Annotated in this window: 15 protein-coding genes; 6 read left to right on the top strand and 9 right to left on the bottom strand. The window is 64.5% G+C overall.

The genetic code is table 11. The annotated features are described in order from the left end of the window. Window positions 1–274, bottom strand: a 274-nt coding sequence (locus ACZYZ4_RS18890; RefSeq protein WP_463863319.1) for a cupredoxin domain-containing protein, incomplete at its 3' end; no start/stop codon positions are given. A gap of 244 nt (window positions 275–518) precedes the next feature. Here ACZYZ4_RS18890 and ACZYZ4_RS18885 point away from each other — a divergent pair. Continuing rightward, window positions 519–1,217: a hypothetical protein gene (locus tag ACZYZ4_RS18885; protein WP_463863318.1), complete on the top strand. Its 699-nt coding sequence runs from the start codon at window positions 519–521 to the stop codon at window positions 1,215–1,217. A gap of 843 nt (window positions 1,218–2,060) precedes the next feature. Here ACZYZ4_RS18885 and ACZYZ4_RS18880 read toward each other — a convergent pair. Next, the gene (locus tag ACZYZ4_RS18880) at window positions 2,061–2,522 is read right to left on the bottom strand and encodes a DUF4383 domain-containing protein (protein ID WP_463863317.1); all 462 of its coding nucleotides are present in this window, start codon (window positions 2,520–2,522) and stop codon (window positions 2,061–2,063) included. A gap of 206 nt (window positions 2,523–2,728) precedes the next feature. Continuing rightward, complete coding sequence (locus ACZYZ4_RS18875; RefSeq protein WP_463863316.1) at window positions 2,729–2,875, bottom strand: hypothetical protein; 147 nt, start codon at window positions 2,873–2,875, stop codon at window positions 2,729–2,731. Between the two features lie 27 nt (window positions 2,876–2,902). On the opposite strand from ACZYZ4_RS18875, the gene ACZYZ4_RS18870 reads away from it, so the two are divergent. Next, complete coding sequence (locus tag ACZYZ4_RS18870) at window positions 2,903–3,190, top strand: hypothetical protein (protein WP_463863315.1); 288 nt, start codon at window positions 2,903–2,905, stop codon at window positions 3,188–3,190. Between the two features lie 84 nt (window positions 3,191–3,274). Beyond that, entirely contained in the window at window positions 3,275–4,591 is a 1,317-nt protein-coding gene (locus tag ACZYZ4_RS18865; RefSeq protein ID WP_463863314.1) for a cell division protein PerM, read from the top strand. A gap of 58 nt (window positions 4,592–4,649) precedes the next feature. Here ACZYZ4_RS18865 and ACZYZ4_RS18860 read toward each other — a convergent pair whose 3' ends face one another. Next, window positions 4,650–5,078: a hypothetical protein gene (locus ACZYZ4_RS18860; protein WP_463863313.1), complete on the bottom strand. Its 429-nt coding sequence runs from the start codon at window positions 5,076–5,078 to the stop codon at window positions 4,650–4,652. A 39-nt stretch (window positions 5,079–5,117) separates the two neighbouring features. On the opposite strand from ACZYZ4_RS18860, the gene purN reads away from it, so the two are divergent. After that, window positions 5,118–5,681: a phosphoribosylglycinamide formyltransferase gene (purN, locus tag ACZYZ4_RS18855; RefSeq protein WP_463863312.1), complete on the top strand. Its 564-nt coding sequence runs from the start codon at window positions 5,118–5,120 to the stop codon at window positions 5,679–5,681. 97 nt (window positions 5,682–5,778) lie between these two features. Here purN and ACZYZ4_RS18850 read toward each other — a convergent pair whose 3' ends face one another. Then, window positions 5,779–7,131, bottom strand: coding sequence for an MFS transporter (locus tag ACZYZ4_RS18850; RefSeq protein ID WP_463863311.1), 1,353 nt, complete (start codon window positions 7,129–7,131; stop codon window positions 5,779–5,781). Window positions 7,132–7,272: 141 nt separating this feature from the next. Here ACZYZ4_RS18850 and purH point away from each other — a divergent pair, with 141 nt between their 5' ends. Beyond that, window positions 7,273–8,958 (top strand): bifunctional phosphoribosylaminoimidazolecarboxamide formyltransferase/IMP cyclohydrolase, encoded by a 1,686-nt coding sequence (gene purH / locus ACZYZ4_RS18845; RefSeq protein WP_463863310.1) that lies wholly within the window; start codon window positions 7,273–7,275, stop codon window positions 8,956–8,958. Between the two features lie 320 nt (window positions 8,959–9,278). Here the strand turns inward: purH and ACZYZ4_RS18840 are convergent, their stop codons facing one another. After that, window positions 9,279–10,247, bottom strand: coding sequence for a trypsin-like serine peptidase (locus tag ACZYZ4_RS18840; protein ID WP_463863309.1), 969 nt, complete (start codon window positions 10,245–10,247; stop codon window positions 9,279–9,281). A gap of 694 nt (window positions 10,248–10,941) precedes the next feature. Here ACZYZ4_RS18840 and ACZYZ4_RS18835 point away from each other — a divergent pair. Further along, window positions 10,942–13,161 carry an NADP-dependent isocitrate dehydrogenase gene (locus ACZYZ4_RS18835; RefSeq protein WP_463863308.1) on the top strand — a complete coding sequence of 740 codons (2,220 nt, stop codon included), beginning with the start codon at window positions 10,942–10,944 and terminating at the stop codon, window positions 13,159–13,161. Between the two features lie 120 nt (window positions 13,162–13,281). Here the strand turns inward: ACZYZ4_RS18835 and ACZYZ4_RS18830 are convergent, their stop codons facing one another. From ACZYZ4_RS18830 to ACZYZ4_RS18820, 3 genes are all read right to left on the bottom strand, one after another. Beyond that, window positions 13,282–13,776: a hypothetical protein gene (locus ACZYZ4_RS18830; RefSeq protein ID WP_463863307.1), complete on the bottom strand. Its 495-nt coding sequence runs from the start codon at window positions 13,774–13,776 to the stop codon at window positions 13,282–13,284. Then, a complete protein-coding gene (locus ACZYZ4_RS18825) occupies window positions 13,773–14,987 on the bottom strand; it encodes a serine/threonine-protein kinase (RefSeq protein WP_463863320.1) in 1,215 nt (404 codons plus the stop codon). Before ACZYZ4_RS18825 ends, ACZYZ4_RS18830 begins: the two co-directional genes overlap by 4 nt. A 268-nt stretch (window positions 14,988–15,255) precedes the next feature. Continuing rightward, a partial coding sequence (locus ACZYZ4_RS18820; RefSeq protein ID WP_463863306.1) for an LPXTG cell wall anchor domain-containing protein occupies window positions 15,256–15,832 on the bottom strand: 577 nt, incomplete at its 5' end.

Below are 15,832 nucleotides of genomic sequence, written 5' to 3'. Positions count from 1 at the left end.
CGCCCTTGTCCTTGGCGGTCAGCGTGTGCGGGGCGCTGTCCGCGTTCGTCACCGTCACCATCGCCCCCGGCTTCACCGACGCCGGAACCTCATACTTGAAATCCCGAATCGTGATAACCCCTTCAGCTGCCTGCGCTGATCCATCAGCTGACGGGGCAGAGGAGCTGGTCGCCGGCGGCGGGGCGGAATAGCCCCCGCCCTGTCCGGCGCACCCGGTGATGGCCGCCAGCGAAACGGCCGCCGCTATGGCCAGACCACGGTTGATCGTTTTCATGACAATCCCCTTCGAACGGGATGGTGTCCCCTCCACGCGCCGGATGGCGCGCCCATCAGGAAACTACCCCACACCTTATTCGTCACCCCCGCTACCGCGGACTGCCGGATGCGGTAGAAGCCTGTCCAATAGACCGGACGGCCCACGAAAAGGGGACGCGCCCGACCCATCCGCGAGCAGTTGTGGTGCGAATCACATAAGACCATCGAATTCCTCGGTGGCCCTTTAAATAGGGAGCGAAAACATGAAAAGAAATTCCAAGCTGGCTATTGGTGGAGCGGCAGCAGCGGTTCTGACTGCGGTTTCGATGGGTGCAGGCCCTGTCCTGGCCCAGAACGGCAAAGCGGCGGACAAGTCGGTGACGCTCACAGCTGTGCTCACTGAACTGAACGGCTCCGGTGCTTCCGGCACCGCAACCGCCGTCGTGAAAAACCAGAAAATTGAACACATCGAAGTCCACGCTGAGGGCCTGACTCCGGACGCACCCCACGCCCAGCACATCCACTACGGCAACGACGCACTGAACGAGTGCCCGACCCTTGCCCTGGACGCCAACTGGGACGGGCGCATCAACACCGTTGAAGGCATACCGGCGTACGGTCCAGTTGTCGTTTCACTGAACACAACCGGAGACACCACCCCGGCCAGCTTCCTCGATGTCGCCAGGTTCCCGGTATCCCATGACGGAATCTTCAACTACAGCCGGGACAACATTGAATTCACCGACGTCGCCGGGACAGGCTACCCCGGGCCCGGCGGCCTTGGCACAGCCAAGCAGATCGCTGATTCCATCCGGGACGGCGAAGGCGTCCTGGTCATCCACGGGCTGGACTACGACGGCAACGGGACCTACAACTTCAGTGACCCTGAAGGCGGCAGCGAACTGACCCCGAACCTTCCCGCCGAAGCCACAGACCCGGCCGTATGCGGCGTCCTCCGCTGACACCCTGACCGGACTGCCCGCCGCTGGGGGCGGCCAGCCCTATCTGGACTCCATCGCCGACGAACTCAACGACCGCCCACGAAAAGTTCTAGGCTCTACACGCCACGGCAAGTATTCAACAGGCTACTCCTAACGGAGGAGCAGCCCGGATGACAGTGACCGACAGGATAGACATCAGTAATAGCCTCAACTATCTGGTTGACGACAACACTCCTGCGATTGCCTCCCCGCAGCAGTTGAAGGACTTGCGAGGGCAACCTGTGGTTCTACATCCCCGCCGCCAGTGCATCGACGTCTGCAGGGCAGCAGCAGGGTCTTCCGGGGGAAAGGGCTCCACGACGAAGTCCACGACATGGCCAGACGAAAGCGGCCGATTCGATCACAGGCCCTGCTTTTCAAGCGATGTGGACAGGGAAGGCGTCTGCCTCGATGATGCGCAATACGCTGCGATCTTATCGACGCGATCGTCGTCAAGATCCGTGACTGGCAGGTCGCCAACCGGGCCGTCTACACCGCCATCAAAGCGCGCGTGGATAGTATCGAAAAGCTGCTTGCCGGTGATCCGCCGCCAGCGCCACGCAGGCCCGGTAATGGATCCTTGCGAACTGACGGATTTTCGTGGTGGAGCGAAGGTATGACGCTGGCCTATAGGAAGCGCTTGAGTTGGTGCAGGCGACTTCTGACATTCAGTGCAGACGACTCCTGAAAATGACAGCGGCCGCAATGAAGCCGGTGCAGCTGTTCGCGGAACGCGGCAACTGCACCGGCCAGTAGGACGAATAATCAGAACTTATAGATCATTTCTCATTCGCGGCTCCTGTATTCCGGCTTGTAATTTCCGGGCTATCTCCTGTCGCTGGCCCTGTTCCGGGACAGCAGCCAGCCACCAGCAACCATCACTGCGCCCAGCACCAGGTGGGTCCAGTTGTCAGCCATGTTGAACGACAGGAAGTTGGCCGCCGAGTCAACGCCGACACTGAGCCCGAAAATGCTGAGGATGATGTACAGCGCGCCTGCTCCGATGAGGAAGTTCCGTGCGCCATGTTCGGTCCGGGACATCGCCCAGCCCGTTGCGCCGATGGCCAGCTGCACGATATTGAGCAGCATGGACACCTGGAACACGCCAAGGAACATGGCATGGGAAACAGGTCCCAGGAACATCAATTCGCTGTACTGAGTGGTGACGCCGGGGATAAAGCCCAGGACACCCACCAACAACAAGACAATACCTACTCCCATGCCAGCGTTCTGGACGTCTGCGCGCCCAAAATGAACGCCATGTGCATGTGGGGATGCGGTAGTCATTTTTTCTGCCTCCAACCATGATTGCGGACATTCCAATTTTACGGCGGACCTCTAGAAAAAGCGCTGGATCAAGCCCGGATGGGGACTTCTGCCCAGCGACAGGATGGGGGTCTTCTGGTGGACTGGGACCCTTATGCGATCCTTGCCAATCCTCGCCCGTTCCGTGCTCGCGGCTGCCCTTCTGCTCCTCGCCACCGCCTGCAGCGTCACGGTCCCGGAGGCAGGGCACCGGCCGTCGGCGCGCTGCTGGTGAGCGACCCGGAGGAGGTGCCCGGACAGCCTGAACGCCCGACGACGGCGCCATCACCTACGGCGGCGGTCCCGCCGTCGTCGTCCGCTGCTTCGCCTGGCACGTCGCCTGCACCTTCAGCGGGCGCGATGTGGCACCGCGGCCCGCCGACATCAAGGGCCAATGCGCGGGGCTGAGCCAGTACTTCGGCGGCTATGTGGTGGTCACGGTGGACGGCGGCGCGCAGTACGGCCTGTGCGGGGATGGCGTCTCGCCGATGGAAGCGGAGAGCGTGGCCGGGCCCACGTTCCCCGGACAGTGGATCGAGGACGGGCAGGCGGTGCGGATCGGCAACATGGTGTGCTCGCGGGAGCCGGGCCAGACGGTCTGCGCCCACCTTCGCACCGGTCACGGTTTCATGATCAGCGCGGCGGACTAGGAACTCTGGTGAGGCACGTCTCGCAGGGAGAATGAGCCTGTCGAAGCCCGGTCCGACGGTCCGGCCGTGACACCATGGGACACGATGAAACTGCGCGCTGATCAGACCGGAGACCGTGGCCTTCCCATGCCCTTGTGGCTGCAGGGAGGCCTCGAAACGGCGCAGGCTGCCATCATCTCCGCGCTCCTGGCGGTGCTTCCCATTGTGGCCGTGTGGGCCACAGCGGGTTTCCAGAACACCGCCTTTGATGCCTTGGCCCGCCTCGCCGGCCAGGGCTGGCTGCTGATTCACGGGGTGCCGCTGGAGCTCGCCGTCGTGTCCGGTGAGGCTGGCGCTGCCGGCAGTTCAGGCTCCGGCCTGCTGACCCTGGTGCCCCTCGGCCTGACCTTAATCCCGTTCCTGCTCGCCTGGCGGGCGGGGCGGCGCCTCGCCCGGGCCTCCTATACGGACCAGCTGTGGCAGGCGCTGCTCGGGTCCTGGGTGGTCTACTCGGCGTTCGGCGCGGCCACCGGCTTTGTGTGCCGCACGGCCGACGTCGTCATTAACATCTGGTTCGCGATGCTGATCCCGCTAATCCCGTTCGCCCTCGGCATGGTGATCGGAGCCCGCCGGGAGGCAGGCTCGTGGAGCCGGCTGATCGGCGTCGACGCGGTCGACTGGATCTCGCGTACCAGCCAGCATTCCCGCTGGGCCGGCTCCTATTTGGGCTCCGCGGCGAAGGCGGGCTGTGTGGCACTTCTGGCGGCGTTTGCGCTCGCCGGTGTGCTCCTGGCGGTGGACCTCGTTATCCACTGGAACCTGGTGATTGCTGTTTATGAAGCGCTCGACGCCGGCGCGGTAGGGGGTGCGGCGCTCACCATCGCGCAACTTGGGTACCTCCCCAACCTCGTTGTTTTTGCGCTTGCTTGGGTCTCGGGGTCTGGCTTCGCCCTGGGCGTGGGCTCGCAGGTGGGTCCGCTGGGCACCGCCACCGGGCCGCTGCCGTCCATCCCAGTCTTCGCCGCGATCCCGTCAGGTCCGCTGGACTACGGGTTCGTGTCCCTGGCCGTACCCGTCCTGGCGGGAGTCCTGGCCGGCTGGTGGTTCCTGCGCGAAGGCGAAAACCACTTCGACGAATGGCTCTCCATCAAGCTGCACGCGCGCTGGTTCACAGCCACGGTGTCCACGCTTGCCCTCGGCGCGCTGGTCGGGGTTGTGTCCGGTCTGCTGGCCGCCGGCCTGGCCTGGCTGGCCCGCGGCTCCGGCGGACTCGGACGCCTCACCTCCATCGGACCCGACCCCTTGTGGATGGGACTCTGGATTGCCGCGGAGGTGGGTATCGGCGTCGTGATCGGTTACGCAGCCGGACCGTGGCTGGAACGCCAGCAACACGTGGACGAGGAAGCGGAACTGACTCGCTAGTCTTTCGTGGCTGCTGCTGGTGTGGTTGCTTCGGGTGTGGCGGCTCCTGGTGGGGCTGTTACGGGAGCCCCGGCAGCGAGCGTTCCAGCTGGACCCGGCAATTGGAGAGTGCCTGGTCCGTGATGGCCTGCCGTGAGCAGGTCTGGAAGTCCTGGACCTGGCGGAAAAACAGTGCCGTGGCCAGGATGACCAGCAGCATGATCAGCGATACCACCAGTCCCGAGATGGTGCCGAACAGGACAAGCCTGGACTCCTTGAGCCTGGCCGACCGGACCAGCAGGAGGATACCCAGCACGAAGCTCGCGGCGGTCAGGATACCGGTGAGCCAGAGGTAGCTGACGTCGAGCTGGTAGACGAAGAAGGCGCCCAGCACGGTGACAATGAAGATCCGGAACAGGTTGCGGGTTTTGTTGAGCGAGCCTTTGGCGGCCTCGCTGAGCGGCTGTTTGGTCCGTTGTTGGCCAGCCGGTTCCGGGGTGTTGTTCATGTTTTCCAGCCTACGCGAGCGTGCCCATAAGCTAGACCCATGCGCATCGTAGTCCTCGTTTCCGGTACCGGGTCCAATCTCCAGGCAGTCATCGACGCCGTTACGTCAGGGGAGCTGGACGTCGAAATTGCCGCGGTGGGTGCCGACCGGGAAGGGACCTACGGCGTCGAACGCTCCTCAGAAGCCGGGCTGGAGACCTTTGTGGTCAACTTCAACTCCTTCCCCACACGCGACGAATGGGATGCCGCGCTGACCGCCCGGGTCGCTTCCTACTCCCCGGACGTGGTGGTCTCCTCAGGCTTTATGCGCATCGTCAGCGCCGACTTCATCGCTGCTTTCAAGGGCAAATACCTTAACACCCACCCGGCGCTACTGCCTGCTTTCCCAGGCGCCCACGGCGTTCGTGATGCCATGGCCTACGGCGTGAAGGTCACCGGCTGCACGGTGCATTGGGCCGACGCCGGGGTGGACACCGGGCCCATCATCGCCCAGGAAGCCGTCGCGATTGAATCGGGCGACACCGAGGAGTCCCTGCACGAACGCATCAAGGTGGTGGAGCGCCGCCTCCTGGTCAACACCCTGGCAGCCCTCGCCGCCGCCTGATTTCCTCGACTGCTCTATCACGTACGGTCGTTCTGCCGGCTGGGAACGACCGTAAGTGATAGAGCATTCGGAGGGGGATGAGGGGCGACGGCGGGCGCTACTCGAGGCGGCGCTGCTTGGTCTCGGGGGCGAAGAACGCCATCCACAGGACAGCCACCAGCACCAGCCCACCAGCCAGGGCGAACGATGTGGCCAGGCCCAGCTCTGGCCAGAAGTAGTTCGCGAAAATGAGCGGGCCAAAACCAGCCCCCAGCCGCGAAAACGTTGACGCCCAGCCGAAGCCGGTGCCGCGGAGCTCGGTCGGATACAGCTCAGACACATACGCGTAGAGCACGGGAATCGCTATCTGCACCACAAATCCGAACACCAGCAGCCAGAACACCGCGGCCGTGGGGATGTCCACCACAATCGCGACGATCACCAGGGTCAGCGCGGACAGCGGGCCGGTGATGGCCAGGATCCATTTGCGGCCCACACGCTCCACCAGCAGTGCTGCCACAACGACACCCAAGAGCCCAACAGCTGCCATGGACGCCGTGGTCACAAACGCCTTGTATTCGGCGAAGCCCGCGCCGATCAGGATCCGCGGCATCCACGTCAGGGACAGGTAGTAGACCAGCAGGATGCTGAAGAAGAGGGCCCAGGCCGCGGTGGTGATCTTCCAGTTGAATTGCCACACGAGCCTCAGCTGCTGCCAGGCGCTGCCGGCGGAGAGCCGCGGAACTTCCTGCGAGTCGGGCAGGCTGTAGGCGCGGGGTTCGGCGCCGGTTGCTGCCACAAGGGCGTCGATGACCTTGGCCGCTTCCTCGTGGCGGCCCTTGCGGATGAGGAACAGCGGAGACTCCGGAACACTGCGCCGGACCCAGAACACGAGGAGCGCAGGCAGCACCATCACCAGCATGGTCAGCCGCCAGTCGCCGAATACGGCCACGAGACCGGCTGACACAAAGCCGGCAAGGGCAGCGCCCACCGGCCACCAGCCGTCCATTGCGGTGAGGACTCTGCCGCGCTGTTTACGTGGTGTGAACTCACCCACCAGCGCGTAGTCCACCGGAATGCAGCCGCCCAGACCGAAGCCGGCCATAAAGCGGAACACACAGAACCAGATGAAGTCGGGGGAGAAGGCGCCCAGAACGGTGAACAGGGAGAAGATCAGCAGCGTGGCCGTAAACGCCTTCTTCCGCCCGATCGTGTCCGCGATGGTGCCCCACACAAACGCGCCTAGGGCCATGCCGATCAGGTTGGACGTACCTACCCAGGCCACCTCGCCGGGAGCCAGGGCCCAGTGTGTCGAGAGCAGCGGGATGAGGATGCCGTTAAGCGTCACGTCCCAGGCATCGAACATAAAGCCGAGGCCGCCGATCACGAAGATCCTGCCCTGGACTTTCCAACGCCAGGGCAGTTCCTGGACCACCTGTTCGCCGCTGGGCACAGTGGTGTAAGTATTCATCGCAGCCTCCTGAGAAAACTCTAACCGTGCCCACTGACGTTCACACTGCTGCCGCAAGCGGGGCAACCTGCACAACACGATAAACTGGGCCTATCCCCACCAACTGCGGCACTGTTCCGCGAGATCAGACGGAGACTTTTTGTGACCTTCACGCAGCCTGACCGTGTATCCATCGACCGTGTTCCCATCCGCCGGGCGCTGATCTCGGTTTACGACAAGACCGGTCTGGAGGATCTCGCCAAGGGCCTGCATGCAGCCGGCGTGAAGATTGTCTCCACCGGTTCCACGGCCAAGAAGATCGCCGCGGCCGGCATCCCGGTCCAGGAAGTCGAAGAAGTCACCGGTTCCCCGGAGATGCTGGACGGCCGCGTCAAGACGCTGCACCCGCGCGTCCACGGCGGCATCCTGGCGGACCGCCGAGTCCCCGCGCACATGGAAACCCTCGCCGGCATGGAGATCGAAACCTTCGACCTGGTGGTAGTGAACCTCTACCCGTTCGTTGAAACCGTGAAGTCCGGCGCCCCGCAGGACGATGTCGTTGAGCAGATCGACATCGGCGGCCCCGCCATGGTGCGCTCGGCAGCGAAGAACCACGCCGCCGTCGCCATTGTTGTTGACCCCACGTTCTACGGCTCCGTGGTCACCGCCGCCGCTGAGGGCGGCTTTGACCTGAAGACCCGACGCCGGCTGGCCGCCAGGGCGTTCGCGCACACAGCGTCCTACGACAACGCCGTGGCCACCTGGACTGCCAGCCAGTTCCTGGATGAAGACGGCGACGGCGTCATCGACTGGCCTGCCTATGCCGGCCTGTCGCTGGAGCGCTCCGAGGTCCTCCGCTACGGCGAAAACCCGCACCAGCAGGCCGCGCTCTACGTGGACAAGGCTGCCCCGGCTGGGATCGCGCAGGCGGACCAGCTGCACGGCAAGGCCATGAGCTACAACAACTTCGTCGACGCCGACGCCGCCCTCCGCGCCGCGTTCGACTTCGCCGGGCCCGCCGTCGCCATCATCAAGCACGCCAATCCGTGCGGTGTCGCCGTTGGTTCGGCTGATGCTGCAGACCCGATCGCCGACGCCCACGCCAAGGCCCACGCCTGCGACCCCGTCTCCGCCTTCGGCGGCGTGATCGCTGCCAACCGCACGGTCACCGCCGCCATGGCCGAGACCGTTGCCGGCATCTTCACCGAAGTTGTCATCGCCCCGGACTTCGAGCCGGAAGCCGTGGAGATCCTCTCCAAGAAGAAAAACATCCGCCTGCTCGCCCTGCCCGAAGGCTACGACCGCTACCCCGCAGAAATGCGCCAGGTTTCCGGCGGCGTGCTGGTCCAGATGAGCGACAAGGTGGACGCCGACGGCGACAACCCCGCCAACTGGACCCTCGCCGCCGGCGAAGCAGCTGACGAGAAGACCCTCGCGGACCTGGCCTTCGCCTGGACCGCGTGCCGTGCGGCCAAGTCCAACGCCATCCTGCTGGCCGACAACGGCGCTGCCGTGGGCATCGGCATGGGCCAGGTCAACCGCCTGGACTCCTGCAGGCTGGCCGTGGAGCGTGCCAACACGCTCGGTGTTTCGGTGGAGTCCGACGTCGACGGCGCCGGCGGTGCGTCCAATACCAGCGCGAGCGGCGCACCGCAGCGCGCCCGCGGCGCCGTCGCAGCCTCCGACGCGTTCTTCCCGTTCGCTGACGGCCTGCAGATCCTGATCGACGCCGGCGTCCGCGCCGTGGTCCAGCCAGGCGGTTCCGTCCGGGATGAGGAAGTCGTCGCCGCAGCCAACGCGGCCGGCATCACCATGTACTTCACGGGTGCCCGCCACTTCTTCCACTAGTCCCCACCGGCTCCCTAACCTCGCAAGCTCGGTCAGGGAACCCTGCCGGCGTGGGCCCAGGGTTTAGAACGAAAGACGGCGCCTGTCTCCGCTGAGGGGACAGGCGCCGTCGGGCCTTAATGGGCACCTAGGAAGGACGTGGTGCCGGGTCCGCGCCCCGCTGCATGAGGCGCGGACCCCCCTCCGGAAGCCGAAGCTCCCGGGGCTTGGCGTCGGCCATTCGCTGTTTGGTCCAGTACGCGAGGATCTCGTCGTGGGTCTGCTCCGATTTGCTGTGGCTGACGGATCCGTTCCCGGATGCCTCGTCAGACGAGGTTTTCCTAGGCTGCTGCGGCACTGTAGTAGGTCTCTTCGATGACGCTGCCCCAGTACGGGCCGTACATTACGGGTTTCGGACTGTAGCCGTAGCTGTTGACGGAGTTCTGGAAGCCGTCGGAGCCGCTGCCGATGAACCATGGGCCGCCTGAAGAGCCTCCGGTCATGTCGCACGGGATTCCCTGGGTAGCGAACTGCGGGTTGTTCTTGTCATTGGTGGCCGTGCCGGTGCAGCTCCAAAGCCGCTCGCCGTTGAAAGGCGTGGCGGCCGGGTAGCCATAGGACGTGTACTGCAGGCCACGGGCTTTATTGAATGCCACGCCGGAGCCGCCGACGACGTCCTCCAGCAGCGCGCCGTCTTGCCGCGGATCCATCACGGCGAAGCCGGTGTCGTAGCTGATGTCCCCACCGGCACTCCACTGGGTGGGCGTGAAGTACTCGTTGGCGGACCACGCGCCGTAGGGGGCCACCCCGTCCTGGTACTGGGGGACAAAAATGAAGTTGGTGGCGAACGCGCCGGGACCCTCGTTGAGGCAGTGTCCGGCCGTGGCAACGGTGCTCTTGTTCGACGCCGACACGGCATTCCCGGAGCAGACGTAATTTGCGCCGCCGAGGGTGAAGAACACCTTACCGATGTGGGCTACCGGGTCCGCAGGCTGCGCGAGCGAGCGCTTGCCCTTGGTGCCCGTCACCTTGGTTTCAGGTCCCTTCAGCACGCTCGCCGCGCTGGATGATTTACCGCGTTCCAGCGCCTTGCTGGCCAGGACATCACCGGGAATCGCGGCGCGCATGCGGTCTGATGTCCAGTAGTCTGCCGCGCCGGTGCTGTCCGCCGTTGCGCTGGCAACCGAAGGCACTGCTTTATCGTCCGACGCCGATGGGGCAGCGTGAGCGCCTCCGGCGCTAACCAGCGCAATTATGGCGGCTGCCGAAAGGCTCAGGAGGCTGGCAGCCAGGGAGCTGGTTCGCGTCATTATGGTCCTGTCTAAAACGGGTGGAGGGGGCCCGGGACGGCCCGCCGGGTGACCCCTCGAACCTATCGACGTATGACAAATTTGTAAATAGTAGTGACGTCCCGGGTATGGTCCCGGGCAGACGGTCACGATCGAGCTCTGGTGCGCCGCTCTGGCGAAAACGGCTGCCGAAAGGTATTTTTCTCCTATATTGGTACGTCCGATCTGGGCTCCGGACTCTCAGCGAATTGGGCTCCCTCGTGATTGCATTCTGGAAGTCCGCCAAAAGGACCGCCGTTAATGGCAGGCACGTAACAGCCGACGGCGGGGGCCAAGTGCTTCCCCGGATGTTGAGGCTTACGCCGCAGCCCTGCAATTGCGCGACGTCGACCCTGTCCATACCTTCACGGCGACGGACGAGCTGCGCCGTCAGGACCCCAAATACGTGCGGCTCTGGCCCAGTGACATACCCCACAAGAGTCGCTGACCGGATCCTCACCTGCGCCGGTGGCTCCCGGAGGTCAAGCACGACGGCGGCCGGCCGCCCGGGGCGCGCAGCGCCGTCGGGCGTTCTCCCATGCCACAATCCGCTGTAATGCAGGGCCGCCCGGCCGCCCCGGTACGGTCCAAAGCCGTGTCCTCAGGTAAGTTAGGGGGTGGCGAAATAGAACAAAATTTCCAAAAAATCAGCCGACCTCCAGGGAGACGCCCGCGCATGTCCAAGATTATCTATACCCACACCGACGAAGCGCCGATGCTGGCTACGTATTCGTTCTTGCCGATCATCGAGGCGTTTGCTTCGACCGCAGGTGTGGAGGTGGAGACCCGTGACATTTCGCTCGCAGGCCGCATCATCTCCGTGTTCAGTGACTACCTCAGCCCGGAACAGCAGATTGGTGACGCCCTTGCTGAACTGGGTGAACTGGCAAAGACGCCGGACGCGAACATCATCAAACTGCCCAACATCAGCGCTTCCATCCCGCAGCTGAAGGCCGCCGTCGCCGAGCTTCAGGGCCAGGGCTACACCCTGCCGGATTACCCGGACAACCCCTCCTCGGACGAGGAAACGGCCATCCGCTCCCGCTACGACAAGATCAAGGGCTCCGCTGTGAACCCGGTCCTGCGCGAGGGAAACTCGGACCGCCGTGCACCGCTGTCCGTCAAGAACTACGCCCGCCAGAACCCGCACTCCATGGGTGCCTGGTCCGCGGATTCCAAAACCAACGTTGCCCACATGACGGCTGACGACTTCCGCGCGAACGAGAAGTCCGTGGTTATCGAGTCCGACGGCACCATCGCCATCCAGCTCGTCCGCGAAGACGGCTCAGTCAAGGTCCTGAAGAAGGCCTTCCCCGTGCTGGCCGGTGAAGTCATCGACGGCACTGTAATGCGCGCCGCAGCGCTGGACGAGTTCCTGGCAGCCCAGGTAGTCCGCGCCAAGGAAGAGGGCGTCCTGTTCTCCGCCCACCTGAAGGCCACCATGATGAAGGTCTCGGACCCCATCATCTTCGGGCACGTGGTGAAGGCCTACTTCTCCGAACTGTTCGAGACCTACGGAAAGCAGCTCACCGCCGCCGGCCTGAGCCCCAACAACGGCTTGGCCGCCATCCTGAGCGGCCTTGAGGAGCTGCCGGAGGACGTCCGTGAAGGCGTGAAGGCGCTCATCCAGAAGGGTCTCGACGACGGTCCCGCCCTGGCCATGGTGGACTCGGACAAGGGCATCACCAGCCTTAACGTGCCCTCCGACATCATCGTGGACGCTTCGATGCCCGCCATGATCCGCTCCTCCGGCCACATGTGGGGCCCGGACGGCACGGAAGCCGACACCCTGGCGGTCCTTCCGGACAGCTCCTACGCCGGCATCTACCAGGTTGTTGTGGACGACTGCCGCGCCCACGGCGCCTTCGACCCCACCACCATGGGAACCGTCCCGAACGTCGGCCTGATGGCCCAGGCCGCCGAGGAATACGGCAGCCACGACAAGACGTTCGAGATCCAGGAAGCCGGCACGGTGCAGATCGTTGACGGTTCCGGCGCCGTACTGATCGAACATGAGGTTGCTCCCGGCGACATCTGGCGCGCCTGCCAGGCCAAGGATGCCCCCATCCGCGACTGGGTCAAGCTGGCCGTCACCCGCGCCCGCGCCTCCAAGACGCCCGCAGTGTTCTGGCTGGAAGAGACCCGCGCGCACGACCGCAACCTCATCGCCAAGGTCAACGAATACCTCAAGGACCACGACACCGAGGGCCTCCAGATCGAAATCATGTCCCCGGTGAAGGCAACGGCCTTCACCCTGGCGCGCATCCGCAAGGGCGAGGACACCATCTCCGTCTCCGGCAACGTGCTGCGCGACTACCTCACGGACCTGTTCCCCATCCTGGAACTGGGCACCAGCGCCAAGATGCTTTCGGTTGTTCCGCTGATGAACGGTGGCGGACTCTTCGAGACCGGCGCCGGCGGATCGGCCCCCAAGCACGTCCAGCAGCTGCTCAAGGAAAACCACCTGCGCTGGGACAGCCTGGGTGAATTCCTGGCTCTGGCCGTCAGCTTCGAACACCTGGCCACCACTACGGACAACGCCCGCGCGCAGGTCCTGGCAGACACCCTGGACAAGGCGACGGGGACCTTCCTTCTGGAAAACAAGTCCCCGAGCCGCCGCGCCGGCGAGCTGGACAACCGTGGCAGCCACTACTTCCTTGCCCGCTACTGGGCCGAGGAACTGGCCAAGCAGACCGAGGACGCGGAGCTGGCGGCATCGTTCGCGGCTGTGGCCAAGGAGCTTTCCTCCAACGAGGAGACCATCGTGGGCGAACTGGCCGCGGTGCAGGGCTCAGCGGTGGACGTCGGCGGTTACTACCGTCCGGATGAGGCCAAGGCCTCGGCCGTGATGCGTCCGTCCGCCACGCTGAACAAGGTCATTGCGACCCTAAACTAAGCGGAACAGGACCTTAAGAGGCGGCGCCCCGGGAACCCGGGGCGCCGCCTTTTCGTCTAGTCGACGGGACCGGATGAAGCACGGGTGAGTTAAGAACATGACCGGCCGTCCGTCTGCCCGTCAGCCGTCCTTGCCTTTGCCTCTATTTCCCTTGTCTTCATCAGGCGCAGGAGCTGCCGGCGCGGGGGCCACCTTGGCGGCCTCAGCCGCAGCGGCATCCGCCTCTGCCTGCTTTTGTGCCGCGGCCGCGTCCTCTGCAGCCTTCGCTGCTGCGGCGTCGGCTACGGCCTTGGCCGCCGTCAGGTGTGCGCGGACAGCAGCGGCGGCCTTGGTGATGCTGCGCCGGCGTTCCTCCGAAACCTGTCCGCTCCCCACAGTGGACGCAAGATCGGCCTCGAGGCTATCCAAGGCTGCCAGTCCGCCGGACAGGTCATTGACGGCCGCAGCCTGGCTGACGCCGAGGACCCTTTCCTGGAGCTGGCGTGCGGTATCACGTTGCAGGCCGGTCTCGGCGGGACCACACCCGGACACAGAACCGGCGAGCAGAAGGGTTGCTGCAGCCGTCAGGCCTTTGGCTGCCGCAGCACGCCAGCGGTCATTTTGTGCAAGGCTCATGGTTCCACGCTCTCCTGAAGTTCCTTGAGGTGGTCACCCAAGGTGCCGGTGACGGCGGGGTAAGGAACGACGTCGGGCGGTGACTGAGGTGCCAGGCTGAAGGTCAGCGCCGTGGCGGCTGCTCCAGCGGCTAGCACGCCCAACGCGGTGACCGTCCAGAACCGCCTTCCGGTGCGGCGGAGACGAGACAAGTCCGGGACCCAGCCGCGTGCTTCGGAACCACGGGTGACGTCCGGTTGGCTGTTGCTGGCCTGGTCTCCAGGCAGATCTGATTCAGCGGTGATGGCGATGGACGGCGGCCTGAACGGCATGGCCGGGAGCACCCGGGTGGTCTCCGGCGCGAGCTCGCCCGGTGCGGACAGCGGTGACACCAGGGCCTGACGCAGAACGGATTCAACGTCGGCCGCGGCAGGACGTTCCAGTGGTTCGATGGCAGTCATGGAGCGGATCAAATCAGCCCATTCCGCAGGCAGGTCAGCCGGGAACTCCGGTGCGCGGTGCAACCTCGCCACTGCGGATTCAACCGCGCTGCCCGGGAACTCAACGGTCTGCTTGACACATTCCAGGAGTACCAGACCCAGCGAGTAGATATCAGTGGCGGGAGACAAAGGCGACCCCATAGCCTGCTCCGGACTGAGATACGCGGCCGTGCCCACCATGGTTCCCGTGGCGGTCAGCCGGGCTGAATCCGCGATCCTTGCGATGCCAAAATCCGTGAGTTTGGGTCGTAACGGTTCGCCCGGACGGACCTGCACCAGCAGGATGTTCCCGGGCTTGATGTCACGGTGGATGATGCCCAAGCTGTGCACGTAGGCCAGTGCGTCAGCAACGCCTGCCCCTATGACTGCAAGCTCGCCCAAGGGAACTGCACTATGCCTGATCCGGCTGCGGAGATCCTGCCCCTCCACGAGTTCCATGGTCAGGAACGGGCGAGGTTCATCCGGGACACGCGTATCGATGCCTGCGTCGAACAGCGTGACCAGGCTGGGATGGTTGAGCGTTGCCAGCAGCTGGATTTCGGCTTCCTGGCGCTTGAGCTCATTGGCATCTGGTGCCTGTGGAGCAAAGAGCTTCAGGGCGACGTCCCTGCCCAGGTTTTCGTCCACTGCGCGGTACACGGATGACATGCCGCCGCGGCCGATAACCTCGCCCAGTCGATACCGTCCGCCGAGCACGTCATTCTTGATGGAGCTAGGCGAATCCGCCACCATGACCAGTTCCTCCCGGTGCGCTGCGGCACTTTTCTTCCTCAATAATACCGGCCGGTATGGCATCCATGAAGCCGTCTGCCGGCGCGCGGACGGCCCGGCTGAGAAGTCATCAGGACCTTCGCAGCCGGACCTCCGGTCACAAGGACAAGTGCTGGTAATTGAGCTCTCCGGTGACCACCTCCTATTTGGAAAGCTGGCTAGGCCGCGAACGGCACAGCCGGTGCGGTGACGGCTTTACGTGCCGCAGTCCGCTGACTGCGGAGTCCGCTTATGCTTTCCGGCGCCGCTTGAGCATCAGAAGCCCGGCAAGCAGCAGGATGAGGGCGACGGGGATCAGTGACGCATCCATGCCCGTCTTGGCCAGCGTGGCGGTGCCGCCCTGGCCTGTGGTGTTGCCCGTGGTGCTGCCCCTGTTGTTTAGCGCGGCAGATACCGAACCCGTGGTGGTGCCGGCGGGAAGAACGGTGATGCCGGTCGTGTTAGATCCCGTGGCGCCTGTAGTTCCGGTTCCCGGGTCCGTGGTGTCGGTACCACCCGTCGTGCCTGTTCCCGGGTCCGTTGTGTCGGTGCCGGGCTCTTCCGTACCGGGAGTTTCGGTACCTGGGGTTCCACTACCATCGGTGCCGCCGCCGATGATGACGGATCCATCAACATCAACATTCACGTCATCAAGGATGCCAGAGGTGTCCAGGCCCAGGTCGACGTCAACTTCGATGTCTGCGGTGGTGCCGTTGCCGTTGGTGTTGTCGAGGATGCCATCACCTAGGCCGAGGCCCAGGTCGATGTCGGCTTCGATGTCGGCGGTGGTGCTGTTGCCGTTGGTGTTGTCGAGGATGCCATCACCT

The organism is Pseudarthrobacter adonitolis (assembly GCF_055412845.1).
The sequence above is the reverse complement of the archived record's forward strand: the minus strand, read 5'-3'. Positions and strand labels throughout refer to the sequence as shown.